Below are 17,707 nucleotides of genomic sequence, written 5' to 3' on the forward strand. Positions count from 1 at the left end.
TGACGTGATGGCCCGCCGGGCGGACGAACGGATCGCAGGTCCGAGCATCCGACTGCCCCGGCGGATCGTCGAACGGCCCCTGCGGCAGGTCGGGAAGCGACTGCTCATGGCCTTGGCCGTGCTCGTCGTGACCGTCGTGATCGTCTACATCGACCGCGGGGGCTATCACGACAACGCCAATGAGACGCTCGACTTCCTCGACTGTGCCTACTACGCGACCGTGACGCTCTCCACCACCGGATACGGCGACATCGTCCCGTACAGCGACTCGGCGCGGCTCGCCAACATCCTGCTGGTCACGCCACTGCGCGTGCTGTTCCTGATCATCCTGGTCGGTACCACTCTCGAAGTCCTCACCGAACGGACCCGTGAAGAGTTCCGGCTGAACCGCTGGAGGTCCACCTTGCGCGACCACACCGTCATCGTCGGCTTCGGCACCAAGGGACGGTCCGCGATCCAGACCCTCTGCGCGACCGGCCTCAGCAAGGAACAGATCGTCATCGTCGATCCGTCCGGCAAGGTCATCGAGACCGCGAACGCGGACGGGTTCGTCGGTGTCGTCGGCGACGGCACCCGCAGCGCCGTACTGCTCCGTGCCGAAGTGCAGCGGGCCCGCCAGATCATCATCGCCACCCAGCGCGACGACACGGCCGTCCTGGTCACCCTCACCGCACGCCAGCTCAACCGGGGCGCGAAGATCGTCGCGGCGGTCCGCGAGGAGGAGAACGCGCCGCTGCTGCGCCAGTCCGGCGCGGACGCGGTCATCACCAGCGCCAGCGCCGCCGGGCGGCTGCTCGGTCTGTCGGTGCTGAGCCCCAGCGCCGGCACGGTGATGGAGGACCTGATCCAGCAGGGTTCGGGCCTCGACCTGGTGGAACGGCCGGTCACCAAGAGCGAGGCGGGCAAGAGCGTCCGGGAGACCGGCGACCTGGTGGTGAGCGTGCTGCGCGGGCACCGGCTGCTCAGCTACGACGACCCCGCCGCGAGCCCGCTCCAGCTCACCGACCGGGTGATCACCATCGTGCGCGCCAACCCGGTCACCCCGCTCAGGACCCCGCCCGAGGACTGAGCGCGGGGCGCCGGTCGGGGGGACGGAGGCGGGAGTAAATTCGCCACCATGCATGCGATCACGATTCCGGAATCCGGTGGTCCCGAGGCTCTGATCTGGGCCGAGGTGCCCGATCCCGTCCCCGGCGAGGGCGAGGTCCTCGTCGAGGTGGTGGCGAGCGCCGTCAACCGCGCCGATCTGCTCCAGCGGCAGGGTTTCTACGCCCCGCCGCCGGGCAGTTCCCCGTATCCCGGTCTGGAGTGCTCGGGCCGGATCGCCGCGCTCGGGCCGGGGGTGGCGGGCTGGGCGGTCGGCGACCCGGTGTGCGCGCTGCTCGCGGGCGGCGGTTACGCGGAGAAGGTCGTCGTCCCGTCCGGGCAGCTGCTTCCCGTGCCGGAGGGCGTCGATCTGGCCACGGCCGCCTCGCTGCCCGAGGTCGCCTGCACGGTCTGGTCCAACATTTTCATGATCGCGCATCTGCGGCCGGGCGAGACGCTCCTCGTGCACGGTGGTGCGAGCGGGATCGGGACGATGGCGATCCAGCTGGCGAAGGCGGTCGGGGCGCGGGTCGCGGTCACCGCCGGAAGCCCGGAGAAGCTGGCGCGCTGCGCCGAACTCGGTGCGGACATCCTCATCGACTACCGCGAGCAGGATTTCGTCGCGGAGCTTGCCGACGCGACGGGCGGGGCGGGCGCGGACGTCATCCTCGACATCGTCGGCGCCAAGTACCTGGAGCGCAACGTGAAGGCGCTGGCCGTCAACGGCCGACTGGTGATCATCGGGCTCCAGGGCGGGGTGAAGGGCGAACTGAACCTCGGGGCGCTGCTCGCCAAGCGTGCCGCCGTCATGGCGACCACGCTGCGGTCCCGTCCCGCCGACGAGAAGGCGGCGATCGTCGCCGCCGTACGGGAGCACGTCTGGCCGCTGATCGCCGCCGGTACGGTCCGTCCGGTCGTCGACCGGACGCTGCCGCTCGCGGAGGCGGCCGAGGGCCACCGGGTCCTGGAGTCCGGCGACCACGTCGGCAAGGTGCTCCTGCTCGCGCCCTCGGCCTGACCCCGGCCCCTGCCCCGGCCCCGGCCCGTCCCGGACACCCCGGTCGGGCATACGGCGAAGGGGCCCGGCACACCGAGTGCCGGGCCCCTTCGCCTTGCCGTGACGTGCCTCGCCGAGCCGTCGGACGGCTACGGACACGGGCTACAGATACGGGCCCGAGCGGACCGCGTGGCCGTGTCCGTGGTCGTCGTCATCGTCGTGGGAAGCGCCGGGCGGGAGCGCCCTGCGCATCTGCTCCAGCTGGGCACGGGCCGCCATCTGCTGGGCGAACAGTGCCGTCTGGATGCCGTGGAACAGCCCTTCGAGCCATCCCACCAGCTGGGCCTGCGCGATGCGCAGCTCGGCCTCGGAGGGGATCGCCTCGTCCGTGAAGGGCAGGGAGAGCCGCTCCAGCTCCTCCACCAGCTCGGGCGCGAGCCCGTCCTCCAGCTCCTTCACGGAGCTGGCGTGGATGTCCTTGAGCCTGACCCGGCTGGCCTCGTCGAGAGGGGCCGCGCGCACTTCCTCCAGAAGCTGCTTGATCATGCTGCCGATCCGCATGACCTTCGCAGGCTGCTCGACCATATCCGTCACCGGGACCTCGCGGGTTTCGTCGTCGCCCTGGGCGCCGCCGAGTGCCATCCCGTCCTGTCCCAAGATGAGGATCGGGGGGCTCTCCTGCGACCTGTCATTCCTCGGCATCTCCATGCCGCCATTCTCTCGTACAGGTGCGTCATCACAGGGTGTGCCCCTGGACAAGGGTGATCCACCCTTGTCCAGGGGCACAGGACGGCAACGAAGAGCGTCAGGTCGCCGCGCGCCGGGCCACCGCCCCGCGCGAACGGGTGACCAGAGCCGCGAGCAGCGCGGCGCCGAGCGGGACGACCACGAGCAGGCCCACGAGGGTCTCCCAGGGGATGACGATCGCGAGGTCCGGCCGGGTCATGTCGCTCGCCCAGCCCTCGGCGAGGTTCATCTCGTAGTAGCGGATCTGGTCGCGTTCCTGGGTGAGCCGGAGCCCCACGGCGGGCAGGATGCCGGCCGCCGAGCCCAGGACCACGCCCATCGCGGCGACGACTCCGCACTGGAAACCGCTGAGGGTACGGCGGACCCGGGGCGGGGCGCCCACGGCGGCGAGCGTCTTCAGATCGGCCTCCGCGTCGGCCTGGGCGAGACCGGTGGCGATTCCGGCGGCGCCGATGGTGACGAGGCCCGCGAAGACGGAGAGCGCGAGCAGGACGAGGGTGTACCGGGCGACGAAGCCCTCCTCCAGATGCATCTCGACGTTGCTGCCGAGCTTGGAGAACTCGGCGTCGAGCTTCTGACGGGCCTCGCCGTCCGGCATCCGCTCGGTGCTGGCGAAGGTGCCCATCGGGACCGTGGCCAGACCGGCGGCCTTGGCCGTGGCCGGGGTCATCAGGGCCCGGAGGCCGTAGGTCTTCGGCTGCCCGGGGACCCGGTAGGCGGGGATGGAGGTGATCTTCCCCGGGGCGGGGCGGCCCTCCTGGGCGGCCTTCTCGGCGGCGGCGTTGTCGGTGATCTGCTTGATGCCGATGCCGCCGTTCTTGTCGACCTGGGCACGGGAGAAGCTGACGATCTTCCCCTCGGCGAGGGCCTTCACCGCGCCCGCGTCCTCGATGCCGAGGACCTGGAGGAGCTTGGCATCGCCGACGAGAAGTCCGCCGTCGGTGTAGATGGTGCCCCTGCCGGACGAATCCGTGCAGCGCCAGTCCTCGGAGAGGAGCTTCTTCCGCTGCTCGGGGGTGAACCGGGCCGAGGGGTCGCTGCCGTCGGCTACCGGGGCGAACAGGGGGCACTCGTTGGCCGGGGGGACGACGACCTCGTAGCTGCCGCAGCCCGCCCCGCCGCCCCACAGGGAGCAGCCCGGCTTGCCGACAGAGACGCGCTCGACGTCGGCGCGTACGTCGACCGGGAAGTAGCGCGAGACGGCCTCGCGGACGGCGGGGACGTCCCGGCCGCCTTCCTCCATGACGAGGGCGGAGACCGCTCCGTAGGGCAGTTCGGCCTGGTACTGGGACCTGCTGTCCGCCTCGGTGCTCGCCATGTAGGTGGAGACGGCGACCGTGCCCGCGACGGCGGCGAGGACGGCGGCGACGGCGGGTGCCGTACGGCCCCGGTTGCGGACGGCGTCGCGTAGGGCGAGCCGGGGCGACAGCGGCAGCCAGCGTCCGACCCGCCCGAACAGGCCCACCAGGGCCGGGGTCATGGCGACGAAGCCCAGCTCGGCGAGGGCGGAGCCCGCCGCGACGAGGAAGGCTTCCTCCGAGACCATCGAGCCGAAGAGGGCTGCCGCGCCGCCCAGGAGGAGGGCGCCGAGACCGATCAGGGGCAGCACCCTGCTGCTGCGGCGGACCCCGCGCCGGCCGGTGAGCGAGGCGAGGACGGTCTGCCGGGAGGCGGTGAAGGCGGGGACGACCGCGGCGAGCAGACCGGTCAGGACGGCGAGCAGCGCGATGCCGAGGATTTCCAGCGGCCGGACGTCGAAGGCGCCGAACCGCTGGCCCATGGCGTCTTCGAGGAGCGGCTGGAGCAGCAGGGTGAGGATCACGGCGAGGACCGTGCCGATGACCGCCGCGGCGACGCCGATCACCAGACCGCCGCTCAGGACGATGGCCCGGATGTGGCTGCGGGCACCGCCGTTGGCCCCGACCAGACCCAGCTGACGGCGCGAACGCCGGGCGCCGACCGCGAAGGCGGGACCGGCCAGCAGACAGATCTCCAGCATGGCCAGGCCCACGACGGTGACGAGGGAGGCGACGGCGGCGGTGTTCGACTCCGGACCGGAGCCGTAGTCGCCCCAGCCGCCCTTCTGGAAGAGCGGGACCTCCGACTTGGCGGGCGGGTCGAGGAGCACGGCGCGCGAAGCGACGGTCACGCCCTTGGTGTTGATCTCCTGGACCGCGTTCCACGTGAAACCACCGGCCTTGCGGACCAGATACGTGGTGGAGAGGTCGGGCGCGGGCAGACCGGCCTTCTCGACGGCCTTCCCGTACGGGGCGAGGAAGGCCCCCGGCAGCGCGTTGATCTGGTCGGTCTTCAGCGAGTCGGGAATCTCGTAGGCGCCGACGATCAGGTACGGGCGATCGAAGTTGCGGGCGGAAAGGGGGGAACCGATCGACAGGCCACTGACTTCGAGGAAGTGGGAGGTCGCCATGACCTCGTCGTTCTTCTCCGGGTAACGCCCTTCCAGAAGCGGCAGGATGCCCCGGGCCATCGGGTCGGACGCCTTCAGCTCGCGTACCTCGGTGGCGAGCAAACCGTGGGCCGTCGTCAGTTTGGCCGAGCCGACGGTGTCCGTGAGGACGGTGGAGCCCGCCGGGATGGCCTTGGGCACGTCGGTGGGACCGCTCGGCCAGGGCTTGTCCTCGTAGTCCCCGACCGGAGTGTTCATGTCGCCGGTCGGGTCCTGGAGGACCGGGGCACCGCCGTAATTCGGGTCCTTGAACCGGGCGTCCGCCGCGCCGAGTTGGCGGTCGGCCTGCTCGACGGGGGAGAGCTGGGAACTGCGGTAGGTCAGATCGAAGGCGCTGACGCCCAGGATCGGCAGGGCGATCATCGCGAGCACGAGGGCGCTGCGGCCCTTGGAACGCCAGGCGTCGCGACGGGCGATGCGGATCGCGGCCCGCCAGGAGTGGAACCAGGTCTTCACGCCTCGGCCACCTGGCCCGAAAGCAGGGAGTCGGCGTCGCTGCGCACCGTCTGGTCGACGATGGCGCCGTCCCGCAGGAACACGACCCGGTCGGCCCATGCGGCGAACCGGGGCTCGTGGGTGACGAGGACCCCGGCGGCACCGGCGTCGCAGCGGCTGCGGAGCAGGGCGAGCACGGACTCGCCGGTCTCGGAGTCGAGGGCGCCGGTCGGCTCGTCGGCGAGGACCAGGCGGCGGTCGCCCACCAGGGCGCGGGCGACGGCCACGCGCTGCTGCTGACCGCCGGACATCTCGTCGGGGAAGCGGTCGGCGAGGTGCCCGAGCCCCATCTCCTCCAGGGCCTTGACGGCTTCGGCGCGCGCCTTGCGGGCGGAGGTGCCGTCCAGTTCGAGGGGGAGGGCCACGTTCTCGGCGGCGGTGAGCGCCGGGATGAGGTTGTAGTCCTGGAAGACGTAGCCGATGCTGCGGCGGCGCAGGGCGGCGAGCTGCTTGGTCCCGAGGGTGGTGATGTCGGTGCCCTCGACGACGACCTGGCCCGAGGAGGGGGCGTCGAGGCCGCCCGCGATGGTGAGCAGCGTGGACTTGCCGGAGCCCGACGGGCCCATGACGGCGACGAGTTCGCCGGGGTAGACGTCGAGGTCGATCCCGCGCAGGGCGTGCACCTCGGTGGCGCCCGAGCCGTGGACTCGGGTCAGGTTCTTGAGTTGCAGCACGGGCTGCGGTGCGGACATGAAGGGTCCCCCCTTGGACGTGCCCGATGGTCGTCCGGGCACGTGAGCGAGCGGTGGAAGGTGGTGCGAAGGAGATACGGGCGGGCGCGACCGTGCGGTCCGCGTGCTTCGCCCGGTGCCGGTGCGGCCGGTGCGGCCGGCGGGTCCGGACTTGCGGTGGGGCGGTAGGTGGCTGCTGCCCGGTGGTGGGGCGGTCAGCGGGTCCGGCCCAGTGGCGGGGCGGTGTCCCGGGCCGCCGGGGGGCCGGGTGCCGTGTCCGTCGCCGGGTCGGTGGTGTGCGGTGGGGTGGTCGGGCCCGGGTTCGGGCCGGTCGTCGAGAGGCGGATGAGGCGGGACTCGCAGTGGTCGAGCCAGCGGGCCTCGGCCTCGGTCTGGAAGATCAGCTGCTCCAGGACGAGCAGCCAGGCCACGTCGTCCCGTTCGCGGGCGCCGCCGGTCTCGACGGCGGCCAGCGCCTGGGCCTTGAGCCGGGTGTAGTCCTGCATCGCCTTCACGGTGTGGCGGCGCTGGGACTGGATGACGTCGCGGATGTCGACACCGGGGGCGCCCACGGCCATGGCGAGCTTGATGGCCAGCTCGTCGCGGGCGGGGCTGCTGCGGTCCACCGGCTTCCCGAACCAGGTTCTCAGCTCGGCGCGACCGGCGTCGGTGATCGCGTAGAGCGTGTGCCCGGCCGTGTCCTCGCCGCTCTGGGTCACCATGCCGTCGCGTTCGAGACGGCTGAGGGTCGTGTAGACCTGACCGACGTTGAGCGGCCAGGTGGAGCCGGTGCGCGACTCGAACTCCGTGCGGAGCTGGGAGCCGTACCGAGGACCGCGTTCGAGGAGGGCGAGGAGCCCATGGCGAATCGACATACTCAGTATGTATACCGGGTATGCCGAGCCCGGCAACCGTCCTGAGAGGGAAGCGGCGGGTCCGTCTCAAGGGGGACCCGGACGGCTCCGGAGGGCTCAGCGGCGTCGCATCCGCAGCCCGAGGAACCCGATGCCGAGCCCCATCAGGGAGAGCCCCACCCCCAGGGTGAACACAGGAATGCGCTGGTCGGCGAGGGGAGACGAGTTTTTCGCCGCCAGTTGCGGTGCGGCGGCGGGCCGACTGGCGGACGGGGTCGCCGGAAGGGGCGCCTCCTCCTCACGTACCGTCCCCTCCTCCTCCCCGGCGCCGTCGCGGGCCCCCGGTTCTGTAGCGGTTTCGGTACGGGTGGCCCCGCCCGGTGTGGTCCCGGCGCTCGCGGAGGCGGTCGGACCCGGTGGGCGTCCGGGCCGCACGCGCCCCTCCCCGGCGGGGAGCCCGGCCAGGGAGGCGGGGTCGCTGGGCGCGGGGGCGTCGGTGGGCTCGGCGCTCGACACGGGGGGCGCGAGGTGCCCGGGGGAAGCGCTCCCGGCGTGCGCGGGCGCTCCGGACGCGCCGGGGGGACGGCCCGGCGACGCGGATCCGGTCCCGGAGGGGGCCGCGGCGGCACCGGCCGGGGGCGGGGCGGGGGCCGGAGGCGAGGAGAGGGCGGGTCCGGGCGTGGGATCGGGAGCGGGGACGGGGGCGTGCGCGGGGCGCGCGGCCGTGTCCTCGCCGAGTGCGCGGGGCAGGGTGGGTGCGGGGAAGGGCGAGTCACCCTCCCCGAGCGCGCGGGGCAGGGTGTGGGCGGAGGAGGCGCTGTCCGCCCCGGCTCCCCGGGGCGCCGCGCCGTACCCGTGAGGAGCCCCGTACAGCGCCGCGGCGCAGGTGAACGCGCAGGCGAGCGTGGGGCCGACCCTGCGTGACCGGGCCCTGCGGAGTGCTGGAATCACCGGGTGAACCCCTCCCGTACCGAGCCGCCGAGGTGGTGCGCCCAGCGTCACACGCCGGACCGCTCCCGGCATCCGGGACGGGGCGGCGGGGGTAAGGGAAGAGTCCGGGGCGCTCTCGTGGCGGAGTACGGCGGAGTACGGCGGAGTACGTACGGGAGGAGCCCCGGGAGTCACGGCGCCGCCGGGCCGAGGGGCCGGGCGGCGCGCGGAGGGGCCGGGGGTTACTGCGGAGGGTTGCCCGTGGAGACCTTGAGGGTGAACTCGGCGTCCTTGTCGGTGATGTCCGCCCCGGCCGGCGGGTACTGCTCAAGGACCGTGCCCTCGCCGTAGGTCGACTCGTCCACCGGGGTCTGGACCATGATCTTCCAGCCCGCCGCCTGGACGCAGTCCTTCACCGACTGGATGTTCTTGTAGGTGAGGCTGGGGACCTCGAACTTCTCCGGGTCGTCGCTCGACTCGGTCGGCTGGGTGCACTTCTTCGCGTCGATGGTCTTGCTCAGGTCGGGACCCTTGTGGCCGGGCGCCGCCGTCTGCTCCTGCCGCCCGGTCCCGCCCGCCTGCTGGCCCTCGTCCTTCTTCATGAGGTCGCGGGCGAGGAACACCCCGCCGACCGCGAGGAGGACGACGACGATCGCGCCCACGACGACCGGGGTGTTCCGCCGGGGGCGCCCGGCGGACGGGGCGGGCGCGGGGGTGTGCACCGGCGCGTAGGGCGCGGGCGCGGGAGCCTGGTACATCGGCGCGGGCGTCGGAGCCTGCGGCGGGTAGCCGTAGGTGGGGGCGGGCGCGGGGGTCGCGGGGCCGTACGGGCCGGGCTGCGGCGTCGGCGGCAGATACGGCTGCTGGACGCCCTGGGGCGCGGGGTGCGGGCCGGGCTGCGGGGCGCCGATCGGCGGGAAGACGGCGGAGCCGACGCCCGCGCCGCTGCTGACGGGACCGCCCTGGACGATCACCGGGGCGCCGCTCTGGCCCGCCGAGAGCACCCGCAGGCACTCGTCGCGCATCGCGGAGGCGCTCGGGAACCGCTCGTTCGGGTTCTTTCGCAGGGCGCGGGCGACGAGCGCGTCCATCGCCGGGGTCACCGCGCGGTTGACGGAGGACGGGGCGACCGGCTCCTCCTGTACATGCGCGTAGGCGATGGCCAGCGGGGAGTCGGCGTCGAAGGGCAGCCGGCCGGTCAGCAGCTGGAAGAGCATGATGCCGACCGAGTAGAGGTCGGAGCGGGCGTCCACGGGGCGGCCCAGGGCCTGCTCGGGGGAGAGGTACTGCGGGGTGCCGACGACCATGCCGGTCTGCGTCATCGAGGTGACGCCGGACTGCATGGCCCGCGCGATGCCGAAGTCCATGACCTTGACCACGCCGCGCTTGGTCGTCATCACGTTGCCCGGCTTGATGTCCCGGTGGACCAGGCCCATCTCGTGGCTGACGTCGAGGGCGGCGAGGACGTCGGCGGTCACCCGCAGCGCCTTGTCGGCGGGCATCGCCCCGTACTGCCGGATGTCGGAGGCGAGGACCGAGCCGAGCGGCTGCCCCTCCACGTACTCCATGACGATGTACGGCATGACGGCGCCGTCGAGGGTGTCCTCGCCGGTGTCGAAGACGGAGACGATGTTGGTGTGCGACAGCTTCGCGACCGCCTGCGCCTCGCGCCGGAACCGCTCGCGGAAGGACTGCTCCCGGCCCAGCTCCGTGTGGAGGGTCTTGATCGCGACCTGCCGGTCGAGGGCGCTGTCGTAGGCCAGGTAGACGGAGGCCATGCCGCCCTCGCCGAGAAGGTCACGCAGCTGGTACCGGCCGCCCGCGACCGAACCGCCCGCGTAGCGGCCCTGTGCGCCGTCCTGGCTCATCCGTGCTTCCCCCTACGCGCGCGTGGCGGCGTCGATCCGAATTTCCTGGCCAAGTCTGCCCCAGGGCACCGACACGTCAAGCCGGGTGCCCGTTCCGTGACCCTCCGCACAGGGCGGATATCCGAAGGGTTCGCGGGCGGGCGGAGGAATCCCATCGAATTTGCACAGGTGTACGTGAACGGGGTTGGATGGCCGGTCCATCTCGGACCGTGATGTCGTACGAAGCCTGTAGCGTGACGACTGGACACGGCACGACAGACGACGGCGAGGACTGATGGCACCCGAATCCGGAGCAGGTGGCGGTGTGCCGGACGCGGCAGCGGAGTCCTGGGGCGTCGGTGGCGTCGTCGGTGACGGACGCTACCGGCTGACGCACCGTCTGGGCCGCGGCGGCATGGCCGAGGTGTTCGCGGCGGAGGACGTACGGCTCGGCCGCACCGTCGCCGTCAAGCTCCTCCGCGCCGACCTGGCCGAGGACCCGGTCTCCAAGGCCCGGTTCACCCGCGAGGCGCAGTCCGTCGCGGGCCTCAACCACCATGCGATCGTCGCCGTGTACGACTCCGGCGAGGACCTCGTGGGCGGGCGGCCCGTGCCGTACATCGTGATGGAGCTGGTCGAGGGCCGCACCATCCGCGACCTGCTGCTCAGCGCCGAGGCGCCGGGCCCCGAGCAGGCCCTCATCATCGTCTCCGGGGTGCTTGAGGCGTTGGCATATTCGCATCAGCACGGCATCGTGCACCGGGACATCAAGCCCGCCAACGTGATCATCACCCACAGCGGCGCGGTGAAGGTCATGGACTTCGGCATCGCCCGTGCCCTGCACGGCGCGCAGTCCACGATGACGCAGACCGGCATGGTCATGGGCACCCCGCAGTACCTCTCCCCGGAGCAGGCCCTCGGCAAGGCCGTCGACCACCGCTCCGACCTGTACGCGACGGGCTGTCTCCTCTACGAACTCCTCGCGCTGCGTCCGCCTTTCACCGGCGAGACGCCGCTCTCCGTCGTGTACCAGCACGTCCAGGACACCCCGGTGCCGCCCTCCGAGGTGACGCACGCCGTGCCGCCGGAGCTCGACGGTCTGGTGATGCGCTCGCTCGCGAAGGACCCGGACGACCGGTTCCAGAGCGCCGAGGAGATGCGCGGGCTCATCCAGTACGGCCTCCAGATGCTCCAGCAGCAGGGCGGCCACACCGGCACGTGGAACACCGGCCCCGTCGGTCTGCACGACGGGGTGCACACCCAGGTCAACGGGATGGCGGCGACCACCGCCATGGGCCACCCGATGCACGGCGAGACCGCGCAGGGCCCGATCCTCCCGCCGATGAACCCGGACGACGGCGGCTACGGCGGCTACGACGGCGGTCCGGTCGCCGCCGGCGGCTACGGCCAGGACGTCGGCTACCAGCAGGGCCGGGGCCGTGCCGGGCGCGGCAAGGTGTGGCTGTTCGCCGCGCTCGCGCTGATCGCGGTCGTCGTCGGCATCGTCTTCGCGCTGGACCCGCCGGGCCGTACGGACGACTCGCCCGGCAACACCCCGACGGTCACCGACGCGCCGACGACCGCCTCGGAGGAGCCCACGCCCTCGGAGGAGCCGTCCCAGGAGCCGACGCGCGACCAGGGCAACTCCGACGGCGGCGCCACCCAGCAGCCGTGGACGCCGCCGCGCACCCACCGGCCGACCACCCAGCCCGCTCCCACGGAGGAGACCACGGGCGAGCCGGTGACCGAGCCGACCCCGTCGGAGGAGCCGACCGAGGAGCCGACGAAGACGACGGCACCGCCGACGGAGCCGACCGGCGAGCCGACGACCGAGGCGCCGCCGACCTCGACCGTCAACCCGGAGACGCCTCCGACGGGCGGCGGCGCCCCGACCGGCTGACCGGCCGCTCTCCGCACGGAAGGACCGCCCGGCACGCACGAAGCGTGCCGGGCGGCCTGTTTCACGTGGAACCGCACCCTGGCACCGTCGCGTGGAGACGCCTTCGTGTGGAGGTGCCTTCGCGCGAGCACACCCGGCACCGAGCCCGTCACCGCGCCCGGCACCGAGCCCGTCACCGCGCCCGGCACCGAGCCCGTCACCGCGCCCGGCACCGAGCCCGTCACCGCGCCCGGCACCGAGCCCGGCACCGCGCCCGGCACCGCGCCCGTCACCCCGTGAACGCGTCCCGCACCGCCTCGTACTCGCGGGTCCACCACACCGCCAGGGCCGACACGGCGGGGAACTGCGGGTCGGCCCGCCGGTCGAGCAGCTGGTAGCGCCAGCGCAGGGTCCAGAAGTCGTTGAGGCGCTCCCACCACACCCGGTGGACGGCCGCCGCCAGTTCCGCGCGTCCCGCGCCCGCCGCCTCCCGGTACGCGCGCGCGTACTCCCGCACCTTGTCCAAGGCCAGCTCGCCTTCCGGGCGTACGAAGAAGATGGCCGCCGCCCTGACCGCTTCCTCGGCCCGGGGGTGTAACCCGAGCCGGTCCCAGTCGATGATCGCGGCGGGCTCGGCGCCCCGGTAGAGCAGGTTCAGCGGGTGGAAGTCGCCGTGCACCCAGCCCGCGGCGGTGGCGGGCGGCGGGCGCCGGTGCGCGTGCTGGGCGAGGAGTCTGCGCCGCTCCCTGAGGCGGTGCTCGGCGAGGGCGTCGAAGCTGTCGCGGGGGTGGTGGGCGCGGGCGAGCCGGAGCAGTTCCCCGATGGCCCGGAAGGTGTCCGGGAGGTCGGCGCTCGCGCGGGCGTCCTCGTCGGCGACCGCGCCGGGCTCCTCGTCCTCCTGCCCCGGGGCGGACATCACGAGGGCCAGGGCGGTGTGGACCTGCCCGAGGAGGGTGCCGAGGCGCCGGGAGCCGCAGGGGGAGAGCTGGGCGCCGTTCCGGTGCCGTCCGTCCACCCAGGGGTGCAGGGCGTAGCAGTGGCCGTCGACGACGGTGACCGTACGGCCCGAGGAGTCGGCGAGGGGCGGGGCGACGGGCAGTCCGAGGGCGCCGAGGCGCTGGGTGGCCCGGTGCTGGCGGGCGATGGTGGCGCGGTCGGCGGTGGGCGCGTCGAGGTGCTGCTTGAGGAAGTAGGTGCCGCGCGTGGTGGAGAGACGGAAGCCCCGGTTGAGCAGTCCCTCGGTGACAGGCACGCAGGAGAGGGGTTCTCCGGCGTGCCGGTGGTGGCGCAGCAGGGCGCCGAGGGGCGGGGTGCCCACGGGCCGGGCGGTCGGCGGCCGGTGGGTGGTCGGCGGGGTGAGCGTTTCAGATGAGCGCGGCACCCGCCAGATGTTAGATCACGCTACGTGGTGGAGGTGTCGCCGTACGGAACGCTCGGCGTTCTGCCGGGCCGAGGGGGGCCCGCCCTGACGGCCCACGGGGGCGGCCGGAGGGTGGCAGACGGGCGTCTCACCGGGGTAGTCGAGGGAGTGGACGGTCACGAACCGCGGGTCGACGCGCATGAAGACGGGGACGAAGGGCTCGCCGTCGACAGTGTCAGGTTGGGAGCCGAAGGCCCTGAGTTGCGCCTCGGTGGGCCGGACGATCTCGGCGGTGCCGGCGAACTGCACGGACCACAGGTGCTCGGATCCGGAGTTGAAGTTGTCCGCGCCGTAGGCGACGACGCTGCCGTTGCAGGCACGGTGGTAGCCGAGCCCTTCGTGGAGCCGGATCAGGACCTGTCCCTCGGACACGATGTGCCGAGCGGGGGCGACGAACGGCATCGCCCGCATGCTGGTCGCCACCCGGCCGTAGGACACGCGGCTGAGCAGCTCAATGGCGCGGATCTCGTCGGAGGACATGTTTCCACTCTCCGCCATCGCCACCCTGCCCGAAAAGGGGCCCCAGCCCCGCTTTCACGGGGACGTAGGTCCCGAAACGTGCGTCCGACCCCGCTCTCGGCCTCCGTACGGACCTCGGCGGGTGCCGTACGGGGAGAGCGGGGTCTCGGGGGACGGCTCCGTCAGTGGCGCTCCGCCTGGAGTCGTGCCACGTACGCGGCGGCCTGCGAGCGCCGCTCCATGCCCAGCTTGGACAGCAGGCTGGAGACGTAGTTCTTGATGGTCTTCTCCGCGAGGTGGAGCCGCTCGCCGATGACCCGGTTGGTCAGGCCCTCGCCGATCAGGTCCAGGATCTTGCGCTCCTGCTCGGTCAGGTTGGCGAGCTTGTCGTCGCCCTTCGGGTTGTTGCCGTCGCGCAGCCGCTCCAGGACCCGGGCGGTCGCCACCGGGTCGAGCAGCGACTTGCCGGCCGCCACGTCACGCACCGCGTTGAGCAGCTCGTTGCCCCGGATGGCCTTGAGGACGTAGCCCGAGGCCCCGGCCATGATCGCGTCGAAGAGCGCCTCGTCGTCCGCGTACGAGGTCAGCATCAGGCACTTGACGTCCTCGTCCTGCGAGCGGACCTCGCGGCACACCTCGACGCCGCTGCCGTCCGGCAGCCGTACGTCGAGGACCGCGACGTCGGGGCGGGTCGCGGGGATCCTGACCAGCGCGTCCGCCGCCGTTCCCGCCTCGCCGACCACCTCGATGTCGTCTTCCACGGAGAGCAGCTCGTGGACGCCGCGCCGGACGACTTCATGGTCGTCCAGCAGAAATACCCGGATTTTTCCTTCTTCGCGCACGCTGCCAGTCTCACATATTGGCTCTTCCCGCGCCCGGGGTGCGCGGGATAACGTCTCGGATGTTCCGGCGGCTCTCCGCAGCCGTTGCCGACGCGTTGACCAGCCGTTGTTCCCCGTTTTCTGGATTTACTTGGAAATCCAAGCAAAATCGCAGGTCAAGTGGGGTTTCGCGGGAATGTCGCGCGATGGGTAACGTGCGTATGACAGGGCGCTCGCCGGGGCACCTGTCACGCCCGACCCCGGCCGCGTCGCACCCACCCCGTGCGAAGGGCACGGATAAGGCGGAGAGCCTCCCCTTGCCCAGCGGCAGGGGGGACCCAGGCCTTACCGGCGAACCCGGGGGGCCGGACCGACGGAGGAGCACGCACGTGACCGTGGAGAGCACTGCCGCGCGCAAGACGACGCGACGCAGCAGCGGCACCAAGCGCACCGCTAGCGCGAGCACCAGCACCACCAAGAAGACGAGCGCGCGCGGCGCGGCGGAGCCTGAGCTCGTCCAGCTGCTGACGCCCGAGGGAGAGCGCGTCCAGCACCCCGACTACGACATCGACCTGAGCGCCGAGGAGCTGCGCGGTCTCTACCGCGACATGGTCCTCACCCGCCGGTTCGACGCCGAGGCGACCTCCCTCCAGCGGCAGGGCGAGCTGGGTCTGTGGGCCTCGCTGCTCGGCCAGGAGGCGGCCCAGATCGGTTCCGGCCGTGCCCTGCGGGACGACGACTACGTTTTCCCGACCTACCGCGAGCACGGTGTGGCCTGGGTCCGGGGCGTCGACCCGACGAATCTCCTGGGAATGTTCCGGGGGGTGAACCACGGCGGCTGGGACCCCAACAGCAATAATTTCCACCTGTACACGATCGTCATCGGTTCGCAGACGCTGCACGCCACCGGATATGCGATGGGTATCGCCAAGGACGGCGCGGATTCCGCCGTCATCGCGTACTTCGGCGACGGCGCTTCCAGCCAGGGCGATGTGAACGAGGCGTTCACCTTCTCCGCCGTCTACAACGCGCCCGTCGTGTTCTTCTGCCAGAACAACCAGTGGGCGATCTCCGAGCCCACCGAGAAGCAGACCCGCGTCCCGCTCTACCAGCGCGCCCGCGGCTTCGGCTTCCCCGGCGTCCGGGTCGACGGCAACGACGTCCTGGCCTGCCTCGCGGTGACGAAGTCCGCCCTGGAGCGGGCCCGCCGCGGCGAGGGCCCGACCCTCGTCGAGGCCTTCACCTACCGGATGGGCGCCCACACCACCTCCGACGACCCGACGAAGTACCGCAGGGACGAGGAGCGGGAGGCCTGGGAGGCCAAGGACCCGATCCTGCGCCTCAAGGCGTACCTGGAGCGCGAGGGCCACGCCGACGAGGCCTTCTTCGAGGAGCTGGAAGCGGAGAGCGAGACCCTCGGCAAGCGGGTCCGCGAGGCCGTGCGGTCCATGCCCGACCCGGACCACACCGCGATGTTCGAGCACGTCTACGCGGACGGGCACACGCTCGTCGACGAGGAGCGCGCGCAGTTCACCGCCTACCAGGCGTCCTTCGCGGATGACGAGGTCAAGTAACCATGCCCGTACAGAAGCTTCCGCTCGCCAAGGCGCTCAACGAGTCGCTCCGCAAGGCGCTGGAGGACGACTCCAAGGTCCTCATCATGGGCGAGGACGTCGGCAAGCTCGGCGGTGTCTTCCGGGTCACCGACGGGTTGCAGAAGGACTTCGGCGAGGACCGGGTCATCGACACCCCGCTCGCCGAGTCCGGCATCGTCGGCACCGCGATCGGCCTCGCGCTGCGCGGCTACCGGCCGGTGGTGGAGATCCAGTTCGACGGCTTCGTCTTCCCCGCGTACGACCAGATCGTCACCCAGCTCGCCAAGATGCACGCCCGTGCGCTCGGCAAGGTCAAGATGCCGGTCGTCGTCCGTATCCCGTACGGCGGCGGCATCGGTGCGGTCGAGCACCACTCCGAGTCCCCCGAGGCGCTCTTCGCGCATGTCGCGGGCCTCAAGATCGTCTCCCCGTCCAACGCCTCGGACGCCTACTGGATGCTCCAGCAGGCGATCCGGAGCGACGACCCGGTCATCTTCTTCGAGCCGAAGCGCCGTTACTGGGACAAGGGCGAGGTCGACACCGAGGCCATCCCCGGCGAGCTGCACAAGGCCCGGGTGGCGCGCGAGGGCGGCGACCTCACGCTCGCCGCGTACGGCCCGATGGTGAAGGTCTGTCTGGAGGCCGCCGCCGCGGCCGAGGAAGAGGGCAAGTCGATCGAGGTCCTGGACCTGCGCTCGGTCTCCCCCATCGACTTCGACGCCATCCAGCGCTCGGTCGAGAAGACCGGCCGACTGGTCGTCGTCCACGAGGCCCCGGTCTTCTTCGGCTCCGGCGCGGAGATCGCCGCCCGGATCACGGAGCGCTGCTTCTACCACCTGGAGGCCCCCGTCCTGCGGGTCGGCGGCTACCACGCGCCGTACCCGCCGGCGCGCCTGGAGGAGGAGTACCTGCCCGGTCTCGACCGCGTGCTCGACGCCGTCGACCGCTCGCTGGCGTACTGAGGAGAGCCGCACCGTGACCATCCGCGAATTCAAGATGCCCGACGTGGGCGAGGGCCTGACCGAGGCCGAGATCCTCAAGTGGTACGTCCAGCCCGGTGACACCGTCGCCGACGGGCAGGTCGTCTGCGAGGTCGAGACGGCGAAGGCGGCCGTCGAGCTGCCGAGCCCCTTCGACGGCACCGTCCACGAACTGCTCTTCCCCGAAGGCACCACGGTCGACGTCGGCCAGGTCATCATCTCGGTGAACGTCGGCGGCGAGGCGGCCCCCGAGGCTCCCGCGACCCCGGCGGCGACCTCCGCCCCGGCGGCGACCTCCGCCCCGGCCGAGCCCGCCCCGGCTGCCCCGGACGCCGAGGAGGAGGAGCCGCAGGGCCGTCAGCCGGTCCTCGTCGGCTACGGCGTGGCCGCCAGCTCCACCAAGCGCCGGCCCCGCAAGGCCGCACCGGGCACGGCCGCCACCCCGGCCGCCCCCGAGCG

16 protein-coding genes are annotated in these 17,707 nt (G+C 72.3%); 7 read left to right on the plus strand and 9 right to left on the minus strand.

From position 1 onward, the window contains the following. The first annotated feature begins 7 nt into the window (after positions 1-7). Complete coding sequence (locus BU197_RS08065) at positions 8-1,069, plus strand: potassium channel family protein (RefSeq protein ID WP_223183155.1); 1,062 nt, start codon at positions 8-10, stop codon at positions 1,067-1,069. Between the two features lie 48 nt (positions 1,070-1,117). Next, positions 1,118-2,104 (plus strand): NAD(P)H-quinone oxidoreductase, encoded by a 987-nt coding sequence (locus BU197_RS08070; protein WP_188267529.1) that lies wholly within the window; start codon positions 1,118-1,120, stop codon positions 2,102-2,104. 141 nt (positions 2,105-2,245) lie between these two features. Here BU197_RS08070 and BU197_RS08075 read toward each other — a convergent pair whose 3' ends face one another. From BU197_RS08075 to BU197_RS08100, 6 genes are all read right to left on the minus strand, one after another. After that, complete coding sequence (locus BU197_RS08075) at positions 2,246-2,791, minus strand: bacterial proteasome activator family protein (protein WP_188267530.1); 546 nt, start codon at positions 2,789-2,791, stop codon at positions 2,246-2,248. Positions 2,792-2,888: 97 nt separating this feature from the next. Further along, a complete protein-coding gene (locus BU197_RS08080; RefSeq protein ID WP_188267531.1) occupies positions 2,889-5,753 on the minus strand; it encodes an FtsX-like permease family protein in 2,865 nt (954 codons plus the stop codon). Beyond that, positions 5,750-6,484, minus strand: a complete 735-nt coding sequence (locus BU197_RS08085) for an ABC transporter ATP-binding protein (protein WP_188267532.1) — start codon at positions 6,482-6,484, stop codon at positions 5,750-5,752. The genes BU197_RS08080 and BU197_RS08085 overlap by 4 nt, the downstream gene beginning before the upstream one ends. A 194-nt stretch (positions 6,485-6,678) precedes the next feature. After that, positions 6,679-7,338, minus strand: a complete 660-nt coding sequence (locus BU197_RS08090; RefSeq protein ID WP_188267533.1) for a PadR family transcriptional regulator — start codon at positions 7,336-7,338, stop codon at positions 6,679-6,681. 96 nt (positions 7,339-7,434) lie between these two features. Continuing rightward, positions 7,435-8,268: a hypothetical protein gene (locus BU197_RS08095; RefSeq protein ID WP_188267550.1), complete on the minus strand. Its 834-nt coding sequence runs from the start codon at positions 8,266-8,268 to the stop codon at positions 7,435-7,437. Positions 8,269-8,489: 221 nt separating this feature from the next. Next, on the minus strand, positions 8,490-10,115 hold the full coding sequence (locus tag BU197_RS08100; protein ID WP_188267534.1) for a protein kinase domain-containing protein: 1,626 nt from the start codon (positions 10,113-10,115) through the stop codon (positions 8,490-8,492). 274 nt (positions 10,116-10,389) lie between these two features. On the opposite strand from BU197_RS08100, the gene BU197_RS08105 reads away from it, so the two are divergent. Both BU197_RS08105 and BU197_RS08110 read left to right on the plus strand, forming a co-directional pair. Then, complete coding sequence (locus BU197_RS08105; protein ID WP_188267535.1) at positions 10,390-11,994, plus strand: protein kinase domain-containing protein; 1,605 nt, start codon at positions 10,390-10,392, stop codon at positions 11,992-11,994. 105 nt (positions 11,995-12,099) lie between these two features. Then, entirely contained in the window at positions 12,100-12,273 is a 174-nt protein-coding gene (locus tag BU197_RS08110; protein ID WP_188267536.1) for a hypothetical protein, read from the plus strand. Here BU197_RS08110 and BU197_RS08115 read toward each other — a convergent pair. From BU197_RS08115 to BU197_RS08125, 3 genes are all read right to left on the minus strand, one after another. Continuing rightward, positions 12,263-13,354, minus strand: a complete 1,092-nt coding sequence (locus BU197_RS08115; protein WP_411158460.1) for a phosphotransferase — start codon at positions 13,352-13,354, stop codon at positions 12,263-12,265. The two genes, BU197_RS08110 and BU197_RS08115, sit on opposite strands and share 11 nt — an antisense overlap. 15 nt (positions 13,355-13,369) lie before the next feature. Further along, on the minus strand, positions 13,370-13,873 hold the full coding sequence (locus BU197_RS08120; protein ID WP_188267537.1) for a pyridoxamine 5'-phosphate oxidase family protein: 504 nt from the start codon (positions 13,871-13,873) through the stop codon (positions 13,370-13,372). A gap of 161 nt (positions 13,874-14,034) precedes the next feature. After that, a complete protein-coding gene (locus BU197_RS08125; protein ID WP_188267538.1) occupies positions 14,035-14,694 on the minus strand; it encodes a response regulator in 660 nt (219 codons plus the stop codon). Positions 14,695-15,062: 368 nt separating this feature from the next. Here BU197_RS08125 and pdhA point away from each other — a divergent pair, with 368 nt between their 5' ends. From pdhA to BU197_RS08140, 3 genes are all read left to right on the plus strand, one after another. Beyond that, positions 15,063-16,247, plus strand: a complete 1,185-nt coding sequence (pdhA, locus tag BU197_RS08130; RefSeq protein WP_188267539.1) for a pyruvate dehydrogenase (acetyl-transferring) E1 component subunit alpha — start codon at positions 15,063-15,065, stop codon at positions 16,245-16,247. Positions 16,248-16,249: 2 nt separating this feature from the next. Next, positions 16,250-17,230, plus strand: coding sequence for an alpha-ketoacid dehydrogenase subunit beta (locus BU197_RS08135; RefSeq protein ID WP_188267540.1), 981 nt, complete (start codon positions 16,250-16,252; stop codon positions 17,228-17,230). A 34-nt stretch (positions 17,231-17,264) separates the two neighbouring features. Then, the coding region (locus BU197_RS08140) for a biotin/lipoyl-containing protein (RefSeq protein WP_317453379.1) at positions 17,265-17,707 on the plus strand (443 nt) is incomplete at its 3' end.

This window comes from Streptomyces sp. CBMA291 (assembly GCF_014596525.1).
GTDB lineage: Bacteria > Actinomycetota > Actinomycetes > Streptomycetales > Streptomycetaceae > Streptomyces.